Here is a 23,170-nt window from a genome sequence, read left to right on the forward strand (position 1 = left end):
CGTTTCTGCAGGTCAGGGCACATGACAACGGTGTTCAGTGCCGCGTTGCCGGATACCCCCTACCCGTAGTTGACTGTGTCCCGGACTCCGCGCTCCGGATTGCCGGAGGCCGGACGACGTCGACCGCACAGAGAGGCTGCTTCTCATGGGGGCTGGGCACGATCACGGGCATGCGCACGGAGCGCACGCCGGCGGGACGGCGACCGCCGCGTACCGCGGCAGGCTTCGGGTCGCGCTGGCGATCACGCTCTTCGTCATGGTCGTCCAGATCGTCGGTGGCATGCTCGCCGACTCGCTCGCGCTGGTCGCCGACGCGGCGCACATGGCGACCGACGCGCTGGGACTCGGCATGGCGCTGCTGGCCATCCACTTCGCGAACCTGCCGCCCAGCGACCGGCGCACCTTCGGCTACGCCCGGGCCGAGATCCTCGCGGCCCTTGCCAACTGCCTGCTGCTGCTCGGCGTCGGCGGCTACGTCCTGTACGAGGCGATCGAGCGATTCGTCACGCCGGCCCAGACCAAGGGCGGGCTGGCCGTCGTCTTCGGCGTGATCGGCCTGGTGGCGAACATGGTGTCGCTGACGCTGCTGATGCGGGGTCAGAAGGAGAGCCTCAACGTGCGGGGCGCCTTCCTGGAGGTGGCGGCCGACGCGTTGGGCTCGCTGACCGTGATCGTCTCGGCGCTGGTGATCCTGGGCACCGGATGGCAGGCGGCCGACCCGATCGCCTCACTGGTCATCGGCCTGATGATCGTGCCGCGCACGTGGCGGCTGCTGCGCGAGACCCTGGACGTACTGCTGGAGGCCGCGCCCAAGGGCGTGGACATCGCCGAGGTGCGCGCCCACATACTGGCGCTGGACGGGGTCGAGGACGTGCACGACCTGCACGCCTGGACGATCACCTCGGGTATGCCGGTGCTGTCGGCGCACGTGGTGGTGAGCGGCGAGGTGCTGAGCGCGATCGGCCACGAGAAGATGCTCCACGAGTTGCAGGGCTGCCTCGGCGACCACTTCGACGTGGAGCACTGCACCTTCCAGCTGGAACCCAGCGGCCACGCGGAGCACGAGGCGCGGCTGTGCCACTGAGAGACGGTGGCACCGGCGAACCTCTTCCGCGCGGCCACGCCCTGTTCCCGGCCACTTCTTCTTGGCCACTTCTTCTTGGCCACTTCTTCTTCCCGGCCATGTCTTCTTCCCGCCCGGGCGCGGACGGTTCCCGGTGCGCGGCGCCGGGCACGATGATCACTTGGGCCCCTTCCTCGGCGCCCGACCGGTGACCACCGCCGCCCGCGCCCTCGCGCGGAACATGCGGGAGTGCCGTGAAGTGCCGAGAGCGCCGGATTCGTACGGCACACTTGGGGCGCGAGGACCGATGTGAAGGATGGGTATGCCGATCACTCCTGCCACCGCGACGCACAGTTCGTCGAACGGCACCGCAGACGCGATTTTGCTGGAACTGGTCGACGAGAACGGCGTGACGCTCGGCACCGCGGAGAAGCTCTCCGCGCACCAGCCTCCGGGGCAGCTGCACCGCGCCTTCTCCGTGTTCCTCTTCGACGAGCGGGGCCGGCTGCTGCTCCAGCAGCGGGCGCTGGGCAAGTACCACTCCCCCGGTGTGTGGTCAAACACCTGCTGCGGTCACCCCTACCCCGGGGAGGCACCTTTCGCGGCGGCGGCCCGGCGGACGTACGAGGAGCTGGGCGTCTCCCCGTCGCTGCTCGCCGAGGCGGGCACGGTGCGCTACAACCACCCGGACCCGGCCTCGGGGCTGGTCGAGCAGGAGTACAACCACCTGTTCGTCGGCCTGGTGCAGGCAGCGCCGCGGCCCGACCCGGAGGAAGTGGCCGAGACGGCCTTCGTGTCGCCTGCCGAGCTGATCGAGCGGCATGGGCGGGACACCTTCTCGGCGTGGTTCATGACGGTGCTGGACGCGGCGCGGCCCGCCGTCCGCGAGCTGACGGGCCCGTCCGCGGGCTGGTGAGCATGTCCGCCGGCCGGCTTCGCCGACCGGCTTCGCCGACCGGCGGACACTCCTCACGCAAGTGCGCGTTTGAGCGGCAGGGCGGCCCAGATCACCTTGCCGCCACTCGCCGTGTGGGCCACGTCGCACGCCCCGCCCGCCTCCAGGGTGATCTCCCGCACCAGGAGCAGCCCACGACCGCCCGTCCGGCCGTGGTCGGCCTCCAGGGCGGTCGGGCGGTAGGGGTGGCTGTCCTCCACGGACACCCGCACCCACTCGGGCCCGACTGCGACCTCGACGGCGAGGACCGGCGACAGCACCGCCGCGTGCCGGACGGCGTTCGTGACCAGCTCCGAGACGATCAGGAGCAGGCCCTCGATCACGTCGTCGGAGACCGGCACGCCCTGGCGCACCAGCAGGTCCCGCACGGCGTGCCGCGCCTGCGGGACCGACGCGTCCACGGCGGGGGCGGTGAACCGCCAGACGCCTTCGTACGGCAGCGGCCCGGCGGGCCCGGTCTCGTCCATCGTCCGGTCGCCACCCCTGGGCTCGATTGTCACCACACCCCTGAGTGTTGGTAACGCGTCGCTCCACTTCGGAGAACTGAACACAAGTCGGCAGATATCGAACACTTCTGAGCGTTGGCGTATGACACGGTCAGTTGTGGGACCGTTCCTGTCCCGCTCGCACCCGCCGCACGACCCCACGGATCGGCGGATAGCATCCGGGCCATGGAGCCGCAGATGCTGCACCGGGTCGCCGACTCGGTCGCCACCGTCATCGTCCACCACCCGGCCAAGCGCAACGCCATGACGGCCGCGATGTGGCGGGCGCTGCCCGAGCTGCTCGACGCCCTCGCGGCCGATCCGGCGGTGCGGGCCCTGGTGCTCACCGGCGCGGGGACGACGTTCTGCGCCGGGGCCGACATCTCGACCCTGCGGGAGTCGGCCCAGGAGGCGCAAGGACTCGCCGTCCGCGCCGAGGAGGCCCTCGCGGCCTTCCCCAAGCCGACGCTGGCGGCGATCCGCGGCCACTGTGTGGGCGGCGGGGCTCAGTTGGCGGCCGCCTGCGACCTGCGGTTCGCCGAGGAGTCGGCGCTGTTCGGAGTGACCCCGGCCAGACTGGGGATCGTGTATCCGGCGTCCTCGACCCGTCGGCTGGTGGCGCTGACGGGCCCCGCCACCGCGAAGTACCTGCTGTTCTCCGGGGAGTTGATCGACGCCGGGCGGGCGCTGCGCACCGGCCTGGTCGACGAGGTGCTGCCGGAGGGCGAGCTCGACAAGCGGCTTGCGGAGTTCATTCGGGTCCTCGCGTCGCGCTCACGGCTGACGCAGGCCGCGGCGAAGGAGTTCGCGAGCGGACGCACGGACCGGGACGCGTACTGGAGCGCCCAGGCGCGCGACAGCGGCGACACCGCGGAGGGTGTCGCCGCCTTCCTGGAGCGCAGGCAGCCGCGTTTCGGCTGGAGTGCGCCGGGGAGCACGTCGGGAAGCGCGCCTACGTCGGAATGAACCGGTTCCTGGTGCGGAACTCCTCGACGAGATGTGCGGGCGCCTTCTGCGGGGAACCGGCGTCGTAGGGCGGCTGCGGGTCGTACTCCAGCAGCAGCTGAACCGCCTGGGCGTGCTCGTCGCCGGCGATCCGGCCGACCAGCGTGAGGCCCATGTCGAGGCCGGAGGAGACGCCTGCCGCGGTGACGTACTTGCCGTCGGTGACCACCCGCTCCCCGGCCGGCTCGGCGCCGAACCGCTTCAGGAGCTCCAGGGCCAGCCAGTGCGAGGTGGCGCGGCGGCCGGTCAGCAGCCCCGCGGCGGCGAGCAGCAGGGAGCCGGAACAGACCGAGGTGGTCCAGGTGCTGGTGGCGTCGGCGGAGCGCAGCCAGTCCAGCAGGTCCTCGTTGTCCATCTGCGCCTCCTGGCCGGGGCCGCCCGGCACGACGACGACGTCCGGGCTCGGCACGTCCGCCAGGGTTCGGTCGGCGGTCAGCACCAGGCTCCCCGAATCGTTGCGGACGGGGCCGGTCCGCTCGGCGACGAAGACGGTCTCCGCGTCCGGTACGCGGCTCAGGATCTCGTACGGGCCCACGGCGTCGAGGGCGGTGAAACGGTCGAAGAGCACGATGGCGATCTGCACGTGTTTCCTTCCGGGGTCGCTCAGTGATCGGGGACGCGCCCTCAGTGGACGGGCGCGGGACGGAACCGGCGGCGGTACTCGGCCGGTGAGGTTCCGAGGGCCTTGACGAAGGCGCGGCGCATGGCCTCCGGAGTGCCGTAACCGCTGACGCGGGACACCTCCTCGACGCCGTCGCCGGCGTCCTCCAGCAACCGGCGGGCGTGTTCCAGGCGGACCCGGTCGACGTACCGGCCGGGTGTCGTGCCGGTCTCCGCCTGGAAGGCGCGGGCGAAGTGGCGCGGCGAGAGGCGGGCCCGGGCGGCCAGCGACTCCACACTCAGATCGGCACCCGGGTGCTCGGTGATCCACCGCTGGAGCTCGCGCAGGGGCTCGCGCCGTGCGGTCTGGGCCGCGAGCTGGACGCTGAACTGGGCCTGGTTCCCGGGCCGGCGCAGGAACACCACCAGGTGGCGGGCGACGGTCAGGGCGGTCTCCCGGTCCAGGTCCTCCTCCACCAGGGCGAGGGCGAGGTCGATGCCGGAGGTGACGCCGGCGGACGTGGCGACGTGGCCGTCGCGGATGTAGATCGGGTCGGGGTCGACGTCCACGGCCGGGTGGTCGCGGGCGAGCCGGTCGGAGTAGGCCCAGTGGGTGGTGGCGCGGCGGCCGTCCAGGAGACCCGCCCCGGCGAGCAGGATCGCCCCGGTGCAGACGGAGACCAGGCGCCGGGCGCGCGGTCCGTTCACGCGCAGCCAGTCGATCAGGCCCGGGTCGGGATTCCGGCTGCCCCGGCCGCCGGGGACGATCAGGGTGTCCGGGCGGGACGCGTCGGCGAGCGCCTGGTCCGGTACGACGGTCAGACCGCTGGACGTGCGCACGGGGGCGCCGTCCAGGGAGGCCGTGCGGATGCGGTACGTCCCCGGTGTGTGCGTCTCGGCGCCCGAGAAGACCTCCACGGGGCCGGTGACGTCGAGGCTCTGAACGTCGTCGAAGAGGACGACGAGGACGGTTCGCTGCACCATGCCGTCGATTCTTCGCCCGGGCGCCGGTGACCGCAATGACGAGTTCCCCACCTTTTCTGCCACGCGGCACCCACCCGGGGAACGGCACGAAAGGCGACATGGAGGGCGGCTCGGCGGGCGGCCTGGAGGACGTACTGAGCGGTTGGTAACGTGCGCGGCATGACCACTGCCGCCCTCGACGCCCGTGCCGGCCGTCGCTGCCACAACGCGCTCAACTCACTGCACTCGACGCACTACTTCTCCCCCGACCTGGGCCGGGAACTGGGCGCCCTCGGGGTCACCGACCCCCGGGCCGTCAACTTCGCCGTGCGTGCCGCCGCGCTGGGGCCGGTCGGCGCCGGCACCGTGACGGCGACGTTCTACAACTACAAGCACGACCTCGTCGCCCGCCATGTGCCCGCGGTGTGGGAGACCGTCCCGCCCGGACAGGTGCTGGCGGCACGCGCGCGAGCCGTCGACGCGACGCTGCGCCGCCTGCTCGGCGAGGAGGCCCTGGCGTCCGCGGAGATGTCCGAGGCCGCCGGTCTGGCGCTGCGCGCCGCCGACGGCTGCTCCCGCGGCGCCCGTCCGCTGTACTCCGCCCACGCGGACCTGCCCGTGCCCGACGCGCCGCACCTGGCGCTCTGGCACGCGGCGACCCTGCTGCGCGAGCACCGGGGCGACGGCCACCTCGCCGCGCTCACGGCCGCGGGGCTCGACGGTCTGGAGGCGCTGGTGACGCACACCGCCACCGGCAAGGGCATGGCCCCGAGGTGGGTCTTCACCACCCGTGGCTGGAGTCAGTCGGAGTGGGACGCGGCGACGGACCGGCTGCGCGAGCGCGAGCTGGTCGACGACACGGGAGAGCTGACCGAGCGGGGCGCCGCACTGCGCGAGGAGATCGAACGGGAGACGGACCGGCTGGACGCCGCTCCCTACGCACACCTCGGTGCGGAGGCCGTGGCTCGTCTGACCGAACTCGCAACGGCCTTCGCACGCACGGCACTCGACGCGGGCGCCTTCCCGGCGGACCTGCTCGGCAAGCGCTGACCGGGTCACCGCCCGCCGACGGGCATGTCCGGCCGATCCGGAGGTACCCGTAGGGCTCCCGGCCGCAGGGGCCGGGAGAGGAAAGGGGTTCTTCGTGTTCCGTGCCATCGCAGACGTACTGCGCCAGATCGGTGGCGCCATCGCCACCGTCGTGACGCTTCCCTTCCGGGCGCTGGCCCGGCTTTTCGGCGGGGCCTCGTCCGCCACCCGCGGCCGCAGGGCCTGATCCCGGGCTCCGGTGCCTGCCGGTCCCCGACCGGCCCGGGTGGCGCCCTGATCCCAGATCGCCGGTGCCACCTGCCACAATTGCCGCGCAACCTCTGTGAGAAGGCGGTACGGCATCGTGACGACACCCGGGCCCAGCGCGTCCATCGACGTGAGGTCCATCGAAGGCAGGATCGCCGAGGAACTCGGCGTACGGGAGCGGCAGGTGAAGGCCGCCGTGGAGCTGCTCGACGGCGGCTCTACGGTGCCCTTCATCGCCCGCTACCGCAAGGAAGCGACCGAGATGCTCGACGACGCGCAGCTGCGCACGCTCGAGGAGCGGCTGCGCTATCTGCGGGAGCTGGAGGAGCGGCGAACGGCGATCCTCGAGTCGGTACGCGAGCAGGGCAAGCTCACCGAGGAGCTCGAAGCACGCATCCGGACGGCACAGACCAAGGCGCGCCTGGAGGACATCTACCTGCCGTACAAGCCCAAGCGGCGTACGAAGGCGCAGATCGCGCGTGAGGCGGGCCTGGAGCCGCTGGCCGAGGGGCTGCTCGCCGACGCGTCCGTGGACCCGCTTGCCGCGGCCGCGGCGTTCGTCGACGCCGGCAAGGGCGTGGCCGACCCCCAGGCCGCGCTGGACGGGGCCCGGTCGATCCTCACGGAGAAGTTCTCGGAGGACGCCGACCTGATCGGCGAGCTCCGCGAGCGGATGTGGGGGCGCGGGCGGCTCGCCGCGAAGGTGAAGGACGGCAAGGAGGAGGCCGGCGCCAAGTTCGCCGACTACTTCGACTTCGCCGAGCCGTTCACCGATCTCCCCTCGCACCGGGTCCTCGCGCTGCTGCGCGGCGAGAAGGAGGACGTGCTCGACCTCGTGCTGGAGCCCGAGGAGGCCACCGACGGCCCGTCGTCGTACGAGGGGATCGTCGCGAACCGGTTCGGGATCGCCGACCGCGGCCGGGCCGCCGACAAGTGGCTGAAGGACACGGTCCGCTGGGCCTGGCGCACCCGCATCCTGGTGCATCTCGGCATCGACCTCAGGCTGCGGCTGCGCACCGCCGCCGAGGACGAGGCGGTGAACGTCTTCGCCGCCAACCTGCGCGACCTGCTGCTGGCCGCCCCGGCGGGCACGCGCGCGACGCTCGGTCTGGACCCCGGCTTCCGTACGGGTGTGAAGGTCGCCGTCGTCGACGCGACCGGCAAGGTCGTCGCCACGGACGTGATCCACCCGCACGTCCCGGCCAACCGCTGGGACGAGGCGATCGCCAAGCTGGCGCGACTCGCCGAGGAGCACGCGGTCGACCTGATCGCGATCGGCAACGGCACGGCGTCCCGCGAGACCGACAGGCTCGCCGGGGAACTGATCGCCAAACACCCGGAGCTGAAGCTGACCAAGGTGATGGTGTCCGAGGCGGGCGCCTCCGTGTACTCCGCCTCCGCCTTCGCCTCCCAGGAACTGCCGGACATGGACGTCTCGCTGCGCGGCGCGGTGTCGATCGCGCGCCGGCTCCAGGACCCGCTGGCCGAGCTGGTGAAGATCGACCCGAAGTCGATCGGTGTCGGCCAGTACCAGCACGACCTGTCCGAGGTGAAGCTGTCGCGCTCGCTGGACGCGGTGGTCGAGGACTGTGTGAACGGCGTGGGCGTGGACGTCAACACGGCATCTGCGCCGCTGCTCGCCCGCGTGTCCGGCGTCACCTCCGGACTCGCCGAGAACATCGTCGCGCACCGCGACGCGAACGGGCCGTTCACGTCCCGCATCGAGCTCAAGAAGGTGTCGCGGCTCGGCCCCAAGGCGTACGAGCAGTGCGCGGGCTTCCTGCGGATCCGGGGCGGCAGCGACCCGCTGGACGCGTCGAGCGTGCACCCCGAGGCCTACCCGGTGGTGCGCCGGATGGTGAAGACCTCCGGGCAGGAGGTGGGCGGCCTGGTCGGCAACACCGCGGTGCTGCGGTCACTGAGGCCGGCGGAGTTCGTGAACGAGACGTTCGGTCTGCCGACGGTCACCGACATCCTGAAGGAGCTGGAGAAGCCCGGACGCGACCCCCGGCCCGCCTTCAGGACGGCCACCTTCAAGGAGGGCGTGGAGAAGATCTCCGACCTGTCGTCCGGGATGGTCCTGGAGGGTGTCGTCACGAATGTCGCGGCCTTCGGGGCGTTCGTGGACGTCGGGGTGCATCAGGACGGGCTGGTGCACGTCTCCGCGATGTCGAAGACGTTCGTGAAGGATCCGCGGGACGTGGTGAAGCCCGGGGACATCGTGAAGGTGAAGGTGATGGACGTCGACATTCCGCGGAAGCGGATCTCGTTGACGCTGCGGTTGGACGACGAGGCCGCCGCCTCTCAGGGGCCGCAGGGGGAACAGCCCCAGAAGCGGGAGCGTGGGGGGAAGCCGCCCAGGCAGCGGCAGCAGCGGGCCTCCTCCGGCGGGAAGGGGAAGGCGGCCGCGGCGCCGGCTCCTTCCAGCGGGGCGATGGCTGACGCGTTGCGGCGGGCCGGGTTGGCGTAGGCGCGCGGTGCTGTAGCTGGGGGGTGGGTGCACGGTCTGTCGCTGGGGGTGGGTGCACGGTCTGTTGCTGGGGTGGGTGCACGGTCTGTTGCTGGGGGGGGTGCACGGTCTGTTGCTGGGGGGGTGCACGGCCCGGCGCTTGCCGGGTGCCTCCCCCACTCTCGGCTTCGCTCGAGCGGGAGGCGCCCCCACCGCCCACCGTGCCGCCCCAGCGGCACGACTGCCCGCAGCTAGGGGGAGGCGGCTGTCCGCGGTTACGTGCGTTCCACCACCTTGCCGTCCGTGACCTCCAGGCGGCGGGTCACGCGTACCGCGTCCAGCATGCGGCGGTCGTGGGTGATCAGGAGAAGCGTGCCCTCATACGTGTCCAGGGCCGATTCCAACTGTTCGATCGCCGGCAGGTCGAGGTGGTTGGTCGGCTCGTCCAGGACCAGGAGGTTGACGCCTCTGCCCTGGAGGAGCGCCAGCGCGGCCCTCGTGCGCTCGCCCGGGGAGAGGGTCGCCGCGGGGCGCACGACGTGGTCCGCCTTGAGGCCGAACTTGGCCAGGAGGGTGCGGATCTCGGCCGGTTCGATGTCGGGGGTCGCCGTGCGGAAGGCGTCCAGCAGCGACTCGGGACCGTAGAACAGCTTACGGGCCTGGTCGACCTCGCCGATCAGGACGCCGGAGCCGAGCGACGCGTGTCCCTCGTCGAGCGGGACGCGGCCCAGGAGCGCGGCGAGCAGCGTGGACTTGCCCGCGCCGTTGGCTCCCGTCACCGCCACCCGGTCCGCCCAGTCGATCTGGAGGGAGACCGGGCCGAGGACGAAGTCGCCGCGCCGGACCTCGGCGTCGCGCAGGGTGGCGACCACCGCGCCCGAGCGCGGCGCCGACGCGATCTCCATGCGCAGGTCCCACTCCTTGCGCGGTTCGTCGACGACGTCCAGACGCTCGATCATGCGCTGCGTCTGGCGGGCCTTCGCGGCCTGCTTCTCACTGGCCTCGCTGCGGAACTTGCGGCCGATCTTGTCGTTGTCGTTGCCCGCCTTGCGCCGGGCGTTCTTGACGCCCTTGTCCATCCAGGAACGCTGCGTCTGGGCCCGGTCCTGGAGGGAGGCCCGCTTGTCGGCGTACTCCTCGTAGTCGTCGCGGGCGTGTCGGCGGGCCACCTCACGCTCCTCCAGGTAGGCCTCGTAGCCGCCGCCGTATAGGTTGATCTGCCGCTGGGCGAGGTCGAGTTCGAGGACTTTGGTGACGGTGCGGGTGAGGAACTCCCGGTCGTGGCTCACGACCACGGTGCCGGCGCGCAGGCCGGTCACGAAGCGTTCGAGGCGCTCCAGGCCGTCCAGGTCCAGGTCGTTGGTCGGCTCGTCGAGGAGGAAGACGTCGTAGCGGGAGAGGAGGAGGGAGGCGAGGCCGGCCCGTGCCGCCTGGCCGCCGGACAGGGACGTCATCGGCTGGTCCAGGTCGACGGTCAGCCCCAGGGCGTCGGCGGTCTCCGCGGCGCGGTCGTCGAGGTCGGCGCCGCCCAGGGAGAGCCAGCGTTCCAGGCTGGTCGCGTAGGCGTCGTCGGCGCCGGGGGCGCCGTCGACCAGGGCCTGGGTGGCCTCGTCCATGGTGTGCTGGGCCTCGGTGACGCCGGTGCGGCGGGCCAGGAACGCGCGGACGGTCTCGCCGGGCCGGCGCTCCGGCTCCTGCGGGAGGTGGCCGACGGTGGCGCCGGGCGGGGACAGGCGCAGCTCGCCCTGTTCCGGGGTGGTCAGTCCGGCGAGCATCCGCAGGAGCGTGGACTTGCCCGCGCCGTTGGCTCCGACGAGTCCGAACACGTCGCCGGGGGCGACGACGAGGTCGAGCCCGGTGAACAGGGAGCGGTCACCGTGGCCGGCGGCGAGGTTCTTGGCGACGAGGGTGGCAGTCATCAGACCGTCGATCCTAGCCAGCCGCGGTCCGGCGCGCGCTCAGCCGGGTGCCTCCCGCGTCACCGCCGTCGCCAGCACGCTTCCCGGCGTCCGCGCCACCACGTAGGACTCCCCCTTCACCGTCCCGGTGTCCAGGGCGATGCGGTGGCCGCCCGGCCCGAGCACGCCGTCGAAGACCTCGTGGGTGTGGGTGCGGCGCAGCCGGTCGAGGCGGTACGTGGTGAGCCGTACCCGGCAGGGCGAGGTGACCTCGACGTCCGCGCCGTCGCCGGTCGCCGTCAGACGGGTCAGCCGACGCCGCTCGGCCGGGCCGCGGTCCAGAGCGTGTTCGATCTGGGCGACGAGCAGCGGGACGATCGGGGCGAGGCCGTCGACGTGGGTCACGTGGACCCCGGCGTCCGCGAAGGCTCGGCGTGCGGCCGTACGCGTCTCCTCCACGACCGCGCGGCCGAAGGCGACGGCGCCGTAGGCCCGCAGTTCGTCGGCCGGCACGCCGGCCGCGTCCTCGGTGATGTCGGCGCCGATGCCGATGGTGCGCAGCGCGGCGGCGAGCTTGGCGAGCAGGGCGACCCGGGCGCCGATCAGCAGGACCCGGCGACGGGTGTGCGCGGTGCCGTCGAGCAGGGCGGCGAGGGCCGTGCGGTACTCGGCGCCGGGGAAGCGGTACGGGCCGATGCCGTGGTAGCCGTTGAACTCCAGGTCGGCCTGTGCGCCGGTCTGCCAGGCGAAGTCCCGCCAGACGAAGTCCTCGCCGTCCCGCAGGATCACGGCGGTCACCGCGCCGCAGGCCAGGTCCTCGCACTCGGGGCAGCCGTAGATGACGTACCGGCCGCCGGGCAGGGGCGGGCCGGTCTCCAGGAGCAGGCTGCGGACCTGAGCGGTGAAGATCGCGGGCGGCACGTCGGAGGCGAGCGGGGAGACGGCGTCCAGGTCGCTGAGGCGGAACAGCAGGGGACGTCCGTCGACGATGAAGTCCACGAAGTCGCGGTGGACCTGGAAGTCGCCGTCGGCGAGGACACCCCCGGCGCGCATCGCCGGGGCCAGACCGAAGGTCGCGTACTCGGCAGCCATGCGGTGAGTATTCCCGGGCCGGCACCACTCTGAGCGCGGCATGGGGCATTCCGCTAACGTCCTCGGATGGAAACCGAACTGGATGGCGAAGTCGTCGTGGTCGGTGGCGGGGTGGTCGGGCTGACGACGGCCGTCGTGCTCGCCGAGCGCGGCAGGCGGGTGCGGCTGTGGACCCGGGAGCCCGCCGAGCGGACGACCTCGGTGGTCGCCGGTGGGCTGTGGTGGCCGTACCGCATCGAGCCGGTGGCACTGGCGCAGGCGTGGGCACTGCGTTCCCTCGAGGTGTACGAGGACCTGGCCACGCGGCCCGAGGAGACCGGCGTACGCATGGTCGAAGGGGTGCTCGGCGAGACCGGCCTGGACGAGGTCGGCTCGTGGGCGGCCACCCGGCTGCCGGACCTGCGTGCGGCGACCGCCGCCGAGTACGCCGGATCGGGGCTGTGGGCGCGACTGCCGCTCATCGACATGCCGGCTCATCTGCCGTGGCTGCGGGAGCGGCTGGAGGCGGCGGGCGGCACCGTGGAGACGCGGGCGGTGGCCGATCTGGCCGAGGCCGACGCGCCGGTGGTCGTCAACTGCACGGGCCTGGGCGCCCGGGAACTGGTGCCGGACGCGGCCGTGCGGCCGGTGCGCGGGCAACTGGTCGTCGTGGAGAACCCCGGTGTTCGGACCTGGCTGGTCTCCACGGACGCCGCCTCCGGCGAGGTGACGTACTTCCTTCCGCAGCCCGGCCGGCTTCTCCTGGGCGGGACGGCCGAGGAGGACGCCTGGTCGGCGGAGCCGGATCCGGAGGTCGCGGAGGCGATCGTGCGGCGGTGCGCGGCGGTGCGGCCCGAGATCGCCGAAGCGCGGCTGCTCGGGCACCTGGTGGGGCTGCGGCCGGCGCGGGACGCGGTACGCCTCGAGCGCGAGACGCTGCCGGACGGGCGGCTGCTGGTGCACAACTACGGCCACGGCGGCGCGGGTGTCACCGTGGCCTGGGGCTGCGCGCGGGAGGCTGCCGAGCTCGCCTCCCGCTGACCGCCGCCCCGGCGGTGCGTGCGCCGACGCGCGACACCGGAGTCCGCGCTGCGGCGCACGTGCCGGCGGCCGCGTGACTCCGGTGCCGGGTTGGCCGACCAGAGGCTGGGCGTCGAGTGTGGCGGGGCGGTGCCGGGCGCCATGGCCATGGTGCGGGGTGCGCCGGCCATGGCGCCGGGCACGTGGGCGAGGGCGAGGCGCGGGCGGGAAGGGCTGTCGACGCGCCGTCCCCGACGGGAAGGGCGGCACGTCGCCCGTGGGCGACGGCCGACCTCCCCGGTCTCCCGCCTCTCGTATGCGGCCCGCGGTGCGCCGGCCGGCCGCCGCGTCGGTCAGTGGTGCTTGCCGATCGGGTCGCCCTCCACCTCCGTGCCGGGGCCCGGGCCAATACGGATCTCGAAGTCGCCCTCGTACTGCTTGTGGCCCTCGATGACGGCCAGCTCGACGGCTTCGGACGCCATCTCGCCGCGCACCATGAGCGGGTCGCGGCGCAGGTCGCGCATGAGGGCGATGCACATGCCGATCATCACGAGGACGAAGGGTGCCGCCGCGAGGATCGTGAGGTTCTGCAGACCGGTCAGCGCGTCTCCCTCGCCGCTGCCGACCAGGAGCATGATGGCGGCGACCGCGCCGGTCACCACACCCCAGAAGACCACCACCCAGCGACTGGGTTCCAGCGCGCCCTTCTGCGAGAGGGTGCCCATCACGATGGAGGCCGCGTCGGCGCCCGAGACGAAGAAGATGCCCACGAGGACCATCACCAGCAGGCTGGTGACGGTGGCGATGGGGTACTCCTGGAGCACGGCGAAGAGCCGGCCCTCGGGGGTCGTCTCGTCACCGAGCCGGTTCTGCTCCTGCAGCCGCATCGCCGAGCCGCCGAAGATCGCGAACCAGATCAGGCTGACCGTGCTGGGGACGAGGATGACGCCGCCGATGAACTGGCGGATGGTCCTGCCGCGGCTGATGCGGGCGATGAACATGCCGACGAAGGGCGTCCAGGAGATCCACCACGCCCAGTAGAAGACGGTCCAGCTGCCCAGCCAGTCGGCGACGCCCTCGCCGCCGCTGATCTCGGTGCGGCCGGCCATTTCGGGCAGGTCGCCGAGGTAGGTGAAGACCGAGGTCGGCAGCAGGTCGAGGATGAGGATGGTCGGGCCCGCGACGAACACGAACACGACGAGGAGCAGGGCCAGCACCATGTTGGTGTTGGACAGCCACTGGATGCCCTTCTCCACGCCGGAGATCGCGGAGGCCACGAACGCCACGGTCAGCACCGCGATGATGCCGACCAGCAGCCCGGTGCTGACCTTGTCCATCCAGTCGAGCTTCTCGACACCGGAGCCGATCTGCAGCGCGCCGAGGCCGAGGGAGGCCGCGGAGCCGAAGACGGTCGCGATGATGGCCAGGATGTCGATGATCCGGCCGCTGACACCGTTCGCGTGCTTCTCGCCGATGAGCGGGGTGAACACGGCGCTGATGGTCTGCCGGCGGCGTCGGCGGAAGGTGCTGTAGGCGATGCCGAGGCCGACCACCGCGTAGATCGCCCACGGATGGAGGGTCCAGTGGAACAGGGTGGTGGCCATGGCCGTCGCCATGCTGTCGCCGGTGTCGGCGGGGCGGGTAGCGGGCGGGGCGGTGTCGAAGTGTGCCAGCGGCTCGCTCACGCCCCAGAACATCAGACCGATGCCCATGCCCGCGCTGAACATCATGGCGACCCAGGACACCGTGCGGAACTCGGGCTTCTCACCCTCGGCACCGAGGTGGATGCGGCCGTAGCGGCTGGCCGCGAGCCAGAGGGCGAAGACGACGAAACCGGAGGCGGCCAGCACGAACGCCCAGCCGCCGTTGTGCATCAGGCCGCTGAGCATGCTGCCGGAGGCGTCCTGCAGCGAGTCCGTGCCGGCGGCGCCCCAGACGACGAACGCGAGGGTCAGGACCGCGGTGACGCCGAAGACGACGCGGTCGGTCCGGGGCTTGTGCTCCTGTCCCGGCAGGCCCGCTTCCGAACCCGGCAGCGCGCCTCTTTCGTGGTGTTCCTTGTCGCTTGGTCGGTCCTGCGTCACAGGCGGCACCTTTCAAGTCGGTGAGGCTGAAAATAGTCCTCTGTACGCCCTTACCACGTGTGACGCGGAACTCACCTTCTCAGCAGCGGGTGTCGGGTTCACCCACCGTCAAGTGGTACGTCGCGCGCTCGTCCAGGAGCAGCGGCACGAGGGCGCGCAGCGGCTGGCGCAGCGGTACGTAGGCGCCCTTCTCCCCGGCTTTGCGCACCTGTACACCGTGCAGGGAGAGTTCGTCCTTCAGATCCGCGTACTGTCCGGGGGTGAGCCGGTAGCCGCAGGGCGGTTCCTCGATCACCTCGGTGGGCTCGGCCGGGTCGTTGTCCGCGCCGCCGAGGTACACGGGCCCTTGGTCGGCCCGGCCGGCCTGCCGGGCGGCGCCGGTGGCCGCCTCGACGTGTCCACGCCGCCGGTCCGTGTGGCGGAACAGGCCGTCCAGGGCGGCGAGCTGGGAGTCCACCCGGCGCCGGTTGTTCAGGGCCTCGTCGTCGCGCTCGGCGTCGGTGAGGGGGTCGAGACGGCTCTCGATGAGCAGGCCGACCGCGTGTTTCACGCCGGACATGTTCCGCAGGATGCGTTCCTGGCCGTCTCCGGCTGTCTGCTTGACCGGGTCGCCGGTGACGGGGTCGGTCCAGATCCCGTAGGTGCCGGTCGAGTACCCGGCCCGCTCGGCCGCGGGGCGGACGTAGGTGCCGGATAGGTTCCGGGCCTCGTCGTGCACCCGGCTGTGGGTGTTGAGGTTGCGCGGCCAGAGGTCGAAGAGGTCCCTGTCGTAGTACGGGGGTGTGGCGCCGTACTCGTGCAGGTCGTAGAGGACGTCGGGGCGCCGGTCGCGGACGACGGCGGCCAGGGCCCGGGCCTCGGCCGTCCGCAGGGCGAGGTGGTCGCGGTTGACGTCCACGCCGTCGCCGTTTCCGCGGGTGTCGGCGGCCCGGCCGTCCGGGTTGGCGGTGGGCACGACCAGCACGGTGGTGCGGTCCAGGAAGCGCCGGGTCCGCCGGTCCGTGGCGTACGCGAGGTCGCGGACGGTGGACAGGCAGGCCTCTCGGCCGGAGGGCTCGTCGCCGTGCTGGCTGCACACGAGGAGCACCTTGTTCGGGGCGGAGGGCCTGCCGATCGTCACCAGCTGGAGCGGGCGGTCCTGCTTCGTGGTACCGATGCGGTCGACGGTGACGCGGGCGCTCGCGCGGTCGGCGGCGGCCAGCAGCGCCTGTTCCTCGGGCTGGGTGGTCCAGCGGGCGCCGTGCGTCTTCTCGAAGCCGGTGCGCGGCGGCTGGTGTGCGGTGTCGGCGGGGCCGGCGGCCTGGGCCGGCGCGGCGAGGAGCGACGCGGCGAGGGCCGCGGTGGCTGCCGCGGTGGTCACGGAGAGGGTGCGCAGGCGGTTCATCGGGCTCCCTTCGGGACGCGGTGGGTCGTGTGCGGCGGGGTCACTCCGTCGAGCGGCGCGGGCGCGGGGGTGGGGGTGGCGGTTGTCGTACCGGCGGTGGCCCGGGCGAACGCGGCGGTGCCGCCGACGAACGGTACGCGTGCCGAGGTGCGGGAGAGGTCCACGGTGAGTGTCGGCGTGTCGGCGGGAGGGTCGATGAGGTCCTTGTCGGTGCCCGCGACGATGAGCGCGAGGCGGTGGCCGGCCGGGACTACGTGGTCGGTGGCCGCCAGGTCGAGGGTGACGGTGTAGGCCTTGCCGGGAGTGAGCGGGCGGCCCCGCCACTTGGACGCGTGGTTGCCGAGGTCGGCCCAACCGCGGCTGACGACCGTGTGGTCCACGTCGGTGGTCTTCGTCGCCGTCTCCAGGTAGCAGGAGCTGTCACCCGGGGTGCTCGGGCCCCAGCAGGTGCGGTCGGTGCGGGTGGTGACGCCCTCGCCCGGGTCGGCGTAGTCGCGGATGGTGTCGGGGCCGAGGTCGACGAGTACGGCGGAGAGGTGGGCCGTCGGGGTGCTGGACCGCGCGGTGACGGTGACCTCGGAGGCGCCGGACAGACGCAGGTCGCGGGTGAGCGGGCCGGTGACGAAGCCGGCCTTGCCCGGGGTGGGCTCGTCGATGCGCGCGGCCCAGTCCGTCTCGTTCAGCGCGGGGTCGTCGGTGAAGGTCTCGGTGCCGCGGTCCCGGCGCAGGCCGAGGGTGCCCACACCCGGTCGCGTGCCGTCGGCGGGGCGCAGGGTCGTGGTGGCGGTGGAGCGCGGCGGCCAGGTCCTCGACGTCTCCCACTGGTCGGGCCGGCGTTCGATGTCGGCCATCGGCTCGCGGTCGACGCCGTTGTCGTAGCCGAGGAGCTCGTGGTCGAACCAGCGGTGCAGGGTGTCGACCCACTCGGCACGGCGGAAGTCGAAGGGGTCGACGTGGCCGGTCTGGGAGAGCCAGATCTTGCGGTCGACGCCGTTCTTCGCGAGGGCGTTCCACCACGGGCCGACGTGCTGCATGCGGACGTTGAGGTCCTGCATGCCGTGGACGAGGAAGACGCTCGCCTTCACCTTGCTCGCGGCCTCGGTGTAGTCGCGTTCGCTCCACAGCCGCGTCCAGTCGCCGGTGCGCGGGGCGCCGTCGACGAGCTTCTGCTGGACGGCGCCGCAACGGGCGCGGGCGTCGGGGCTGTTGACGTAGTCGGACAGCCAGTCGGGGCCGGAGCCGTAGAGCGGGGCGCCCTGGCTGAAGTAGTAGTCGTACCAGGAGGAGATGGCGGCGATCGGGACGATGGTCTCCAGGCCCTCGACGCCGGTGGCGGCGACGCCGTTGGCGATGGTGCCGTCCCAGCTCTTGCCGATCATGCCTGTTCTGCCGTTGGTCCAGCCCGCCTCGGCGCGCTCACCGCCGGTGCGGCTGGTGTACGCCTTCGCGCGGCCGTTCAGCCAGTCGACCACGGCCTTCGCGGACTGGATGTCGGAGCGTCCGCCGACGTCGACGCAGCCGTCCGAACGGTTGGTGCCGGCCAGGTCGACGCCGACGAAGGCGTAACCGCGCGGCACGAAGTAGTTGTCGTAGTACAGCGGCATGCCGTCGACGTCTCCGTCGGCGTCGTACGTCTTCTTCTGGCTCTCGTTGCCGCGCCCGCAGCAGGAGTAGTACGGGCTGGCGTCCATGATGACGGGGATCTTGCGGGCCTGCTGCGCGGGTTCGCGGGGGCGGACGATGTCGACGGCGACACGGTCGTCCTCGCCGTCACCGTCCCCGTCGTGTCCGGTGTCCACCCAGACGGCCTCACGGATGGCGTCGTCGTAGGAGTGGACGGGTTCGCTCTGGCGCGGGGTCTCGGGGTGTGCCGTCGCGGCGGGCGTGAGAAGGGTTGCCATGAGAGCGGCCGTGGCCGCCGTCGCGAGCGGTCTCCAGATCGTGAAGCGCGTGCGTATCGGCATGCGCGGACGGTACATCGGCCAACTGCCGCGCAGAAGAGGGCGGGCCCGCACGAAAAGGCCCGCCCCGTCGGAGGTTTGCGGACCTCGCGTGACCGCGCTCATCAACGACTGAGGCCCCGCCCGTCCGCCACGGGGGAGCGAACAGACGGGGCCGCACAAGGCCCGTCAGACAATGGGCCAGGTGACCCGCTGCCCCTCGGGCGTGACCATGACCTCGAAGCGGTCCAGGGTCGGAGATCCGTCCACCTGCCAGCGCAGCAGATGATCCTCCACCGCGTCCCACAGCTGCACCGGCCCACCCTGCCGGACGGTCCACTGCTTACCGTCCAGGGCGAGGGCCGCCCAGGCGCCGGCCTCCACGTCGACCAGGACGTGCCGGGTCCTGTCCTCCAGCGTCAGGCTGAGGTGCTGTGCGCGCGGTGCCGCAAGCTGGGCGACGAACCGGGCGTCCCAGTCGTCCAGGACATCGGCACCCACCCGGGCCTGGCGCTCCTTGCCGGAGTCGAGGTCGGGCAGCATGCCGAGCGGCGGCGGCATCTGCGGACGGGCCAGCATGAACTGGACCTGTCCCCCGAGGAACCGGCCGTGCGCCACGCCGTCGTGGCCAACGGTCAGCCTGGCGAGCTCGGAGGAGTGCATCCACCCGCACAGGGTGGCGAGGATGATGCCGCCCGGCTTGGTCTGCTCGATCCACGTGTGCGGCAGCTCCCGCACCCCGCACGTGGCGATGACCCGGTCGTAGGGGGCGCCGTCCTTGTGCCCGGCCAGGCCGTCACCGACGACCAGGTCGGGGAAATAGCCGCAGGCACCCAGGCCGGCACTGGCACGGCAGGACACACCGGCGTCCACCTCCACCGACGTCACGAGCTCGTCCCCGAGTCGGTGGCAGAGCAAGCCGGTGGAGTACCCGGTGCCGGTGCCGATCTCCAGGACCCGGTGGCCGTCTTGGACCTGGAGGTCTTCGAGCATCCGCACAACCAGGCTGGCCAGGGTGCTGGAGGAGGTGGGTTCGCGCAGGATCTCCCCGCGGATGTCGCCGGGCACGATGGTGCCCGCGATCTGGGTGACCAGCGACTCGTCTGCGTAGCAGAGCTCCAGCCAGCCTTCCCGGTCGGCGGGCACCGGCCGCCAGGCGCTGCCGAAGCGTCGGAAGAAGCCGCCCCGCAGGAACTCGTGCCGGGGCACGGCTTCTACGGCCGCACGCCACTGCTCGGTGCGCAGGACACCGCTTTCCGTGAGACGGTCGGCGAGATGCCGACGCAGGGCTGCTGCCGAGTCCAGGACGGTCATCAGCGGCTCTTCCTTTCCAGGAGGTCGGTCATCGCCGCGCGCATCGGCAGGCCGGTCTCGTGCTCCAGCCAGTACCACTGACCGGACGGGTTGCACTCCAGGAACCACCATCGGCCCTCGCGGTCGATGGCGAAGTCGAACGCACCGAAGACGAGATCGAAGTGGGACAGGTAGGCGTACAGGGATTCGGTGATGCCGGGCGGCAGCGGCACGACGCTGTAGGTGAGGCGGCTGTAGTCGGTGCGCCAGTCCAACAGGTCGGAGTCGATCCGGACGGCGAACACGTGCTCGCCGATGACGGTCACGCGTACGTCCGCCGTCTTGTCCACGCGCTGCTGGAACAGGTGCGCGGTGTCGGCCACCGTCTCGTCGATGTCGTCGGCCGTGACCTCGGCGACCTTCACGACGGAGGACACGCCGTCGATGCGGTACAGCGGCGCCGCGAGCGGCTTGTAGATGGCGGGGCCGTGCTGCTTGATGAAGGCCCTCGCCGTGTCCGGGTCGCTGGTGATGGTCGTGGGCGGCAGGCGGAAGCCCGCGCTCGCAGCCGCGATGAGGCCGGACGGCTTGAATTCCGCGTCGCCGATGCTGTGGGGGTGGTTGACGTACCGGCAGCCTGGCAGGGAGGCCAGGACGCCACCGAGGCCGTAGCGGGCCTGAGCGACGGCGAACCGGGCGTCCTGGTCCTCCAGGTGTGGGAAGGCGAACCCGGAGGGCCGCCGGTAGTAGAGGGACCGGACCTTGGTGAGGTCGGCGGTCCGGGACGGCGTGGACAGTGTGCCCTCCACACCGTTCGACGTGATCGTGGCCGCGACCGACAGGGCGTGGGGGAAGTCCCCCGAGTCGAGCCGCACGACCGGGACACCCCGGTCGTGCAGCTCACTGATCACCACGTCGGCCGTGGGGTCGTCAAGGTTGGTGACGACCAGCACCGGGCCGACACCGGTCACTGGTCGGTGTCGTTCCCCGTGTCGGTGTCCGTACCGGACCCGGTGCCGTCGGGGCTCGTGCCCGTGGACGGGTTGGTGCCGGTGCTGGTGCCGTGCCCGCCCATTTCGATCACCTTGCCGCGGTCGTCGAAGTACCGGGTGGTCTGGGTGGTCGGGTCCAGGACGGCCTTGGCGTAGCCCGGGGCGGGCGACGGGTAGGGGGCCATGCGGCGTACGCCCCACGGGGTCGGGGTGAGCGTGCCGGTCGGCAGCGGCGTCCCGGTCGGGAGCCGGTCAGAGTGAGCAAACAACGGATCTTCCTTTCGTGTTGTGGTGCGGGGAACCCGCACCGGGGCTCGACCTGTCCAGGGTTGGTGCCCGGGGCGGGAGTTGCGGGACCCGTCCCGCCGACGGCTTGCGGTCCTTCGACGGGACGGGCGTTCATGAGGTGCGACCCTGACCCCGCGGTCGCCATGGGACCCCAGACGCCGAGGCTGGTCGGGGCGGTCAGTCACCCTGGGGGAAGGCGCGGGCGAGGAGGATGCGGGCCAGGGCGCGGACGGCTACCGGGTGCGGCTCGATCCGGTCGGCGTGCGCCCGGTGGGCCCACGTTCCAGCCGGTCCCGGAGTTACCGGCCTCCTGGGCGACCAGGACCGCGGCCTCCGGGTCGGTGATCGGCTGATCGCAGTGCCGGCAGGCGCGCACCGCGCCGGTCATCCGGGTTCGCCGTCCATGAGTTCGTGGTGGTCACACAGGGCGGCCAGGACGCGGGCCAGGCGGCGGGCGTAGGCGACGGCGCCGCCGGGCCGCGCGGCGGGGGCGGCGCGGAGCTTGCCGCGGGCTTCACCGACGCAGGCGAGGGCGCAGTACCGCGTGATGGTGTCCGGGAGCCGTTCGACTGTCGTCTCCACCTCGCGGAGCATCAGCTCCAGGTGGCCGCGCAGCAACTCGGTCAGGACCGCCACCTGCGTGTCGGGCGGTTCCGGGAGGACGGGGCCTCCGTCGGCGTTGAGGAGAGCACGCACGGTCTCGCGCATCTTCTCCAGGTCGACGGGCACGGTCGCCGTGGGCTGCCGGGTGGCGTTCACCGGGCCGCCACCTGTGCGGCGCGGTGGCGCGGGCACCAGCAGGGCGGGTACGCGTCGCGGACCGGGAGCGGCGCCTCCTTGCCCTTCACGTTGACCGTGCCGAAGTCCTTGGTGACCGCACCGTCCCGGTCCACCCGGTACACGTGCAAGGTCATCCTGGCGCCAGGCTTTCTGCGGGCTGTACCGTTCATCTGTCGACGCTCCTTCGCAGCGTTGGCCACGCCCCGGGAGGTCTCACCACCTCGCCGGGGTCTGTGCCCTAAACCGTAGGAGCTCCTAAATCCAACCGCCGACCGTAATCCGGTCGTTACGCTCAGGCAGCAAGGATGCCGATGCGTGATGCCAGGTCAGCGGCACGACGCCGACGGGCAGCCTGAGTTGACTCGACCTCTTCCAGGAGGATCGCGCGGGCATAGCCGTTGTACCGGATCGTCTCTGGCGCGGCCTCGAACGCCTTCTCCAGCGATGCGACAGCCGTGTCCAGCTGGTTGTCCAGCTGGTAGCCGCGGGCCTCTTCGATGCGGTGACGGGCCCGGCGCGGGCGGGACTTGATGACGTTCTGATCCGCGCGGGCAGCCTGCCTGACAGACTCGCCGCCCTGGTGCAGCTCCACCGCCACCGTGACGGCATGCGCACCCATGACTGCCCGCGAGAACGACGTGACCGGGTGGTAGTAATTGGCGGGCAGCCGCTTGGCCATGTCGTTGGCCTGGTCCCAGTGCCGCCACGCCGTGCCGGTCTGCCGACGGCGGGCCGCGGTGTAGCCGAGTTCGAATTCCAGCGCGCCTGCGATGGCGAGGACGTTCTCGCCGGCGTCCGGCAGCAGCGGCTTGAGGTAGGCCACGGCCTCACGGTTCACGGCGTCGGCGGCCTCGAAGTGGCGCGGCCCGGTGTCGCGGTGGGCTTGCGCAAGCAGCCACGAGGCGACGCCGATGGTGTGCGGGTCCTCGCTCTCCTGCGCGACGATCATGCCGCGTTCTGCGACTCGCCACAGCAGGGAGCTGTCCGGCTGGTACGCGATGAAGAACTGGCTCAAGCTGTAGCACTCTGCCAGCAACGCCTGCGCCTTGCGGCGGTCCACTGCTGTGTCGGCGTGCCTCACGAGGGCTTGTGCGTCCCGGATTAGGTCCGGCAGCAGCTTGCCGATCGCCTCGCGGTGGTTCTTCGAGGCATGCCGCTCCCGCCAGGCCGCATGCAGGCGTGCTTCCAGGTGCGCAACTGGGGGAGGCTCCACGCTGCCGGTGAGCGGGAAACTGTCGATGGCCGCCTTCACTGCGGCCAGGCGCGGATGCCCGGGCCCGATGAAGAGGTCGACGTGCGCGTCCGGCCTGCCGGTCAGCTCCGCGAGGTCGCGCACCCGCAACGCTTCGGCCATGCGCATCACCATGTCGAGCCCCGGCGCCTTCTGCTGCCCGTTCTCAATCTTCCTCAGAGTGTGCGGCGAGATGCCGACGAGGTCGGCCAGTTGAGCCTGCGTCATCCCTCGGCGTTCACGGAGGATCTGCACACGCTGGCCGAAACGCAGCGGGTCAGCGTACGGATCGGGGGTAACATCTTCAGACATCACGGCCTTGCCCCTCCTAGCAGCTTCGTCACTGCCAGGGTAGAGGGCAAGGCCAGTTCTG

General features: G+C 71.9%; 21 protein-coding genes. 7 read left to right on the top strand and 14 right to left on the bottom strand.

The window, feature by feature from the left end; translation table 11 throughout:
- Positions 1–145: 145 nt before the first annotated feature.
- Positions 146–1,084 carry a cation diffusion facilitator family transporter gene (locus ABEA26_RS14350; RefSeq protein WP_345592518.1) on the top strand — a complete coding sequence of 313 codons (939 nt, stop codon included), beginning with the start codon at positions 146–148 and terminating at the stop codon, positions 1,082–1,084.
- A 301-nt stretch (positions 1,085–1,385) separates the two neighbouring features.
- Positions 1,386–1,979, top strand: coding sequence for an isopentenyl-diphosphate Delta-isomerase (gene idi / locus ABEA26_RS14355; RefSeq protein ID WP_345592520.1), 594 nt, complete (start codon positions 1,386–1,388; stop codon positions 1,977–1,979).
- 53 nt (positions 1,980–2,032) lie between these two features.
- Here the strand turns inward: idi and ABEA26_RS14360 are convergent, their stop codons facing one another.
- Entirely contained in the window at positions 2,033–2,485 is a 453-nt protein-coding gene (locus ABEA26_RS14360; RefSeq protein ID WP_345592575.1) for an ATP-binding protein, read from the bottom strand.
- 204 nt (positions 2,486–2,689) lie between these two features.
- Here ABEA26_RS14360 and ABEA26_RS14365 point away from each other — a divergent pair, with 204 nt between their 5' ends.
- On the top strand, positions 2,690–3,469 hold the full coding sequence (locus ABEA26_RS14365) for an enoyl-CoA hydratase/isomerase family protein (protein WP_345592522.1): 780 nt from the start codon (positions 2,690–2,692) through the stop codon (positions 3,467–3,469).
- Here the strand turns inward: ABEA26_RS14365 and ABEA26_RS14370 are convergent.
- Together ABEA26_RS14370 and ABEA26_RS14375 are read right to left on the bottom strand one after the other, a co-directional pair.
- The gene (locus tag ABEA26_RS14370; protein WP_345592524.1) at positions 3,456–4,091 is read right to left on the bottom strand and encodes a DJ-1/PfpI family protein; all 636 of its coding nucleotides are present in this window, start codon (positions 4,089–4,091) and stop codon (positions 3,456–3,458) included. The two genes, ABEA26_RS14365 and ABEA26_RS14370, sit on opposite strands and share 14 nt — an antisense overlap.
- A 41-nt stretch (positions 4,092–4,132) precedes the next feature.
- Positions 4,133–5,092 carry a GlxA family transcriptional regulator gene (locus ABEA26_RS14375; protein WP_345592526.1) on the bottom strand — a complete coding sequence of 320 codons (960 nt, stop codon included), beginning with the start codon at positions 5,090–5,092 and terminating at the stop codon, positions 4,133–4,135.
- A 159-nt stretch (positions 5,093–5,251) separates the two neighbouring features.
- Here ABEA26_RS14375 and ABEA26_RS14380 point away from each other — a divergent pair, with 159 nt between their 5' ends.
- From ABEA26_RS14380 to ABEA26_RS14390, 3 genes are all read left to right on the top strand, one after another.
- Entirely contained in the window at positions 5,252–6,121 is an 870-nt protein-coding gene (locus ABEA26_RS14380; protein ID WP_345592528.1) for an SCO6745 family protein, read from the top strand.
- A gap of 94 nt (positions 6,122–6,215) precedes the next feature.
- Positions 6,216–6,347: an LPFR motif small protein gene (locus tag ABEA26_RS14385; RefSeq protein WP_260605009.1), complete on the top strand. Its 132-nt coding sequence runs from the start codon at positions 6,216–6,218 to the stop codon at positions 6,345–6,347.
- 117 nt (positions 6,348–6,464) lie between these two features.
- The gene (locus tag ABEA26_RS14390; RefSeq protein WP_345592532.1) at positions 6,465–8,837 is read left to right on the top strand and encodes a Tex family protein; all 2,373 of its coding nucleotides are present in this window, start codon (positions 6,465–6,467) and stop codon (positions 8,835–8,837) included.
- A gap of 254 nt (positions 8,838–9,091) precedes the next feature.
- On the opposite strand, the gene ABEA26_RS14395 is transcribed toward ABEA26_RS14390, so the two are convergent.
- Positions 9,092–10,735 carry an ABC-F family ATP-binding cassette domain-containing protein gene (locus ABEA26_RS14395; RefSeq protein WP_345592534.1) on the bottom strand — a complete coding sequence of 548 codons (1,644 nt, stop codon included), beginning with the start codon at positions 10,733–10,735 and terminating at the stop codon, positions 9,092–9,094.
- A gap of 39 nt (positions 10,736–10,774) precedes the next feature.
- Positions 10,775–11,806: an oxidoreductase gene (locus ABEA26_RS14400; protein ID WP_345592536.1), complete on the bottom strand. Its 1,032-nt coding sequence runs from the start codon at positions 11,804–11,806 to the stop codon at positions 10,775–10,777.
- Positions 11,807–11,872: 66 nt separating this feature from the next.
- Between ABEA26_RS14400 and ABEA26_RS14405 the strand changes: the two genes are divergently transcribed.
- Positions 11,873–12,826: an FAD-dependent oxidoreductase gene (locus ABEA26_RS14405; protein ID WP_345592538.1), complete on the top strand. Its 954-nt coding sequence runs from the start codon at positions 11,873–11,875 to the stop codon at positions 12,824–12,826.
- A gap of 332 nt (positions 12,827–13,158) precedes the next feature.
- Here ABEA26_RS14405 and ABEA26_RS14410 read toward each other — a convergent pair whose 3' ends face one another.
- From ABEA26_RS14410 to ABEA26_RS14450, 9 genes are all read right to left on the bottom strand, one after another.
- Complete coding sequence (locus tag ABEA26_RS14410; protein ID WP_345592540.1) at positions 13,159–14,889, bottom strand: BCCT family transporter; 1,731 nt, start codon at positions 14,887–14,889, stop codon at positions 13,159–13,161.
- Positions 14,890–14,968: 79 nt separating this feature from the next.
- Positions 14,969–16,273 carry a M14 family metallopeptidase gene (locus ABEA26_RS14415; RefSeq protein ID WP_345592542.1) on the bottom strand — a complete coding sequence of 435 codons (1,305 nt, stop codon included), beginning with the start codon at positions 16,271–16,273 and terminating at the stop codon, positions 14,969–14,971.
- Complete coding sequence (locus ABEA26_RS14420; protein WP_345592543.1) at positions 16,270–18,237, bottom strand: Xaa-Pro dipeptidyl-peptidase; 1,968 nt, start codon at positions 18,235–18,237, stop codon at positions 16,270–16,272. Before ABEA26_RS14420 ends, ABEA26_RS14415 begins: the two co-directional genes overlap by 4 nt.
- A 165-nt stretch (positions 18,238–18,402) precedes the next feature.
- Entirely contained in the window at positions 18,403–19,527 is a 1,125-nt protein-coding gene (gene tgmC, locus ABEA26_RS14425) for an ATP-grasp peptide maturase system methyltransferase (protein ID WP_345592544.1), read from the bottom strand.
- On the bottom strand, positions 19,527–20,477 hold the full coding sequence (gene tgmB, locus ABEA26_RS14430) for an ATP-grasp ribosomal peptide maturase (protein WP_345592545.1): 951 nt from the start codon (positions 20,475–20,477) through the stop codon (positions 19,527–19,529). Before tgmB ends, tgmC begins: the two co-directional genes overlap by 1 nt.
- Entirely contained in the window at positions 20,474–20,767 is a 294-nt protein-coding gene (tgmA, locus tag ABEA26_RS14435) for a putative ATP-grasp-modified RiPP (protein ID WP_345592546.1), read from the bottom strand. Before tgmA ends, tgmB begins: the two co-directional genes overlap by 4 nt.
- A gap of 403 nt (positions 20,768–21,170) precedes the next feature.
- Positions 21,171–21,545, bottom strand: a complete 375-nt coding sequence (locus ABEA26_RS14440) for a DUF6415 family natural product biosynthesis protein (RefSeq protein WP_345592547.1) — start codon at positions 21,543–21,545, stop codon at positions 21,171–21,173.
- Positions 21,542–21,700 (bottom strand): hypothetical protein, encoded by a 159-nt coding sequence (locus ABEA26_RS14445; protein ID WP_345592548.1) that lies wholly within the window; start codon positions 21,698–21,700, stop codon positions 21,542–21,544. Before ABEA26_RS14445 ends, ABEA26_RS14440 begins: the two co-directional genes overlap by 4 nt.
- A gap of 158 nt (positions 21,701–21,858) precedes the next feature.
- Entirely contained in the window at positions 21,859–23,109 is a 1,251-nt protein-coding gene (locus tag ABEA26_RS14450) for a helix-turn-helix domain-containing protein (protein ID WP_345592577.1), read from the bottom strand.
- Between the last annotated feature and the right edge of the window lie 61 nt (positions 23,110–23,170).

It is taken from the genome of Streptomyces marokkonensis (assembly GCF_039539045.1).
Lineage (GTDB): Bacteria > Actinomycetota > Actinomycetes > Streptomycetales > Streptomycetaceae > Streptomyces > Streptomyces marokkonensis.

Bases quoted from the DNA above. Each gene is read 5' to 3' on its own strand.
- ABEA26_RS14420 (WP_345592543.1), bottom strand. From the start codon at position 18,237: ATGCCGATACGCACGCGCTTCACGATCTGGAGACCGCTCGCGACGGCG.
- ABEA26_RS14400 (WP_345592536.1), bottom strand. From the start codon at position 11,806: ATGGCTGCCGAGTACGCGACCTTCGGTCTGGCCCCGGCGATGCGCGCC.
- ABEA26_RS14350 (WP_345592518.1), top strand. From the start codon at position 146: ATGGGGGCTGGGCACGATCACGGGCATGCGCACGGAGCGCACGCCGGC.
- idi (WP_345592520.1), top strand. From the start codon at position 1,386: ATGCCGATCACTCCTGCCACCGCGACGCACAGTTCGTCGAACGGCACC.
- ABEA26_RS14360 (WP_345592575.1), bottom strand. From the start codon at position 2,485: ATGGACGAGACCGGGCCCGCCGGGCCGCTGCCGTACGAAGGCGTCTGG.
- ABEA26_RS14405 (WP_345592538.1), top strand. From the start codon at position 11,873: ATGGAAACCGAACTGGATGGCGAAGTCGTCGTGGTCGGTGGCGGGGTG.
- ABEA26_RS14375 (WP_345592526.1), bottom strand. From the start codon at position 5,092: ATGGTGCAGCGAACCGTCCTCGTCGTCCTCTTCGACGACGTTCAGAGC.
- tgmC (WP_345592544.1), bottom strand. From the start codon at position 19,527: ATGACCGTCCTGGACTCGGCAGCAGCCCTGCGTCGGCATCTCGCCGAC.
- ABEA26_RS14380 (WP_345592528.1), top strand. From the start codon at position 5,252: ATGACCACTGCCGCCCTCGACGCCCGTGCCGGCCGTCGCTGCCACAAC.
- ABEA26_RS14415 (WP_345592542.1), bottom strand. From the start codon at position 16,273: ATGAACCGCCTGCGCACCCTCTCCGTGACCACCGCGGCAGCCACCGCG.
- ABEA26_RS14365 (WP_345592522.1), top strand. From the start codon at position 2,690: ATGGAGCCGCAGATGCTGCACCGGGTCGCCGACTCGGTCGCCACCGTC.
- ABEA26_RS14445 (WP_345592548.1), bottom strand. From the start codon at position 21,700: ATGACCTTGCACGTGTACCGGGTGGACCGGGACGGTGCGGTCACCAAG.
- ABEA26_RS14395 (WP_345592534.1), bottom strand. From the start codon at position 10,735: ATGACTGCCACCCTCGTCGCCAAGAACCTCGCCGCCGGCCACGGTGAC.
- ABEA26_RS14450 (WP_345592577.1), bottom strand. From the start codon at position 23,109: ATGTCTGAAGATGTTACCCCCGATCCGTACGCTGACCCGCTGCGTTTC.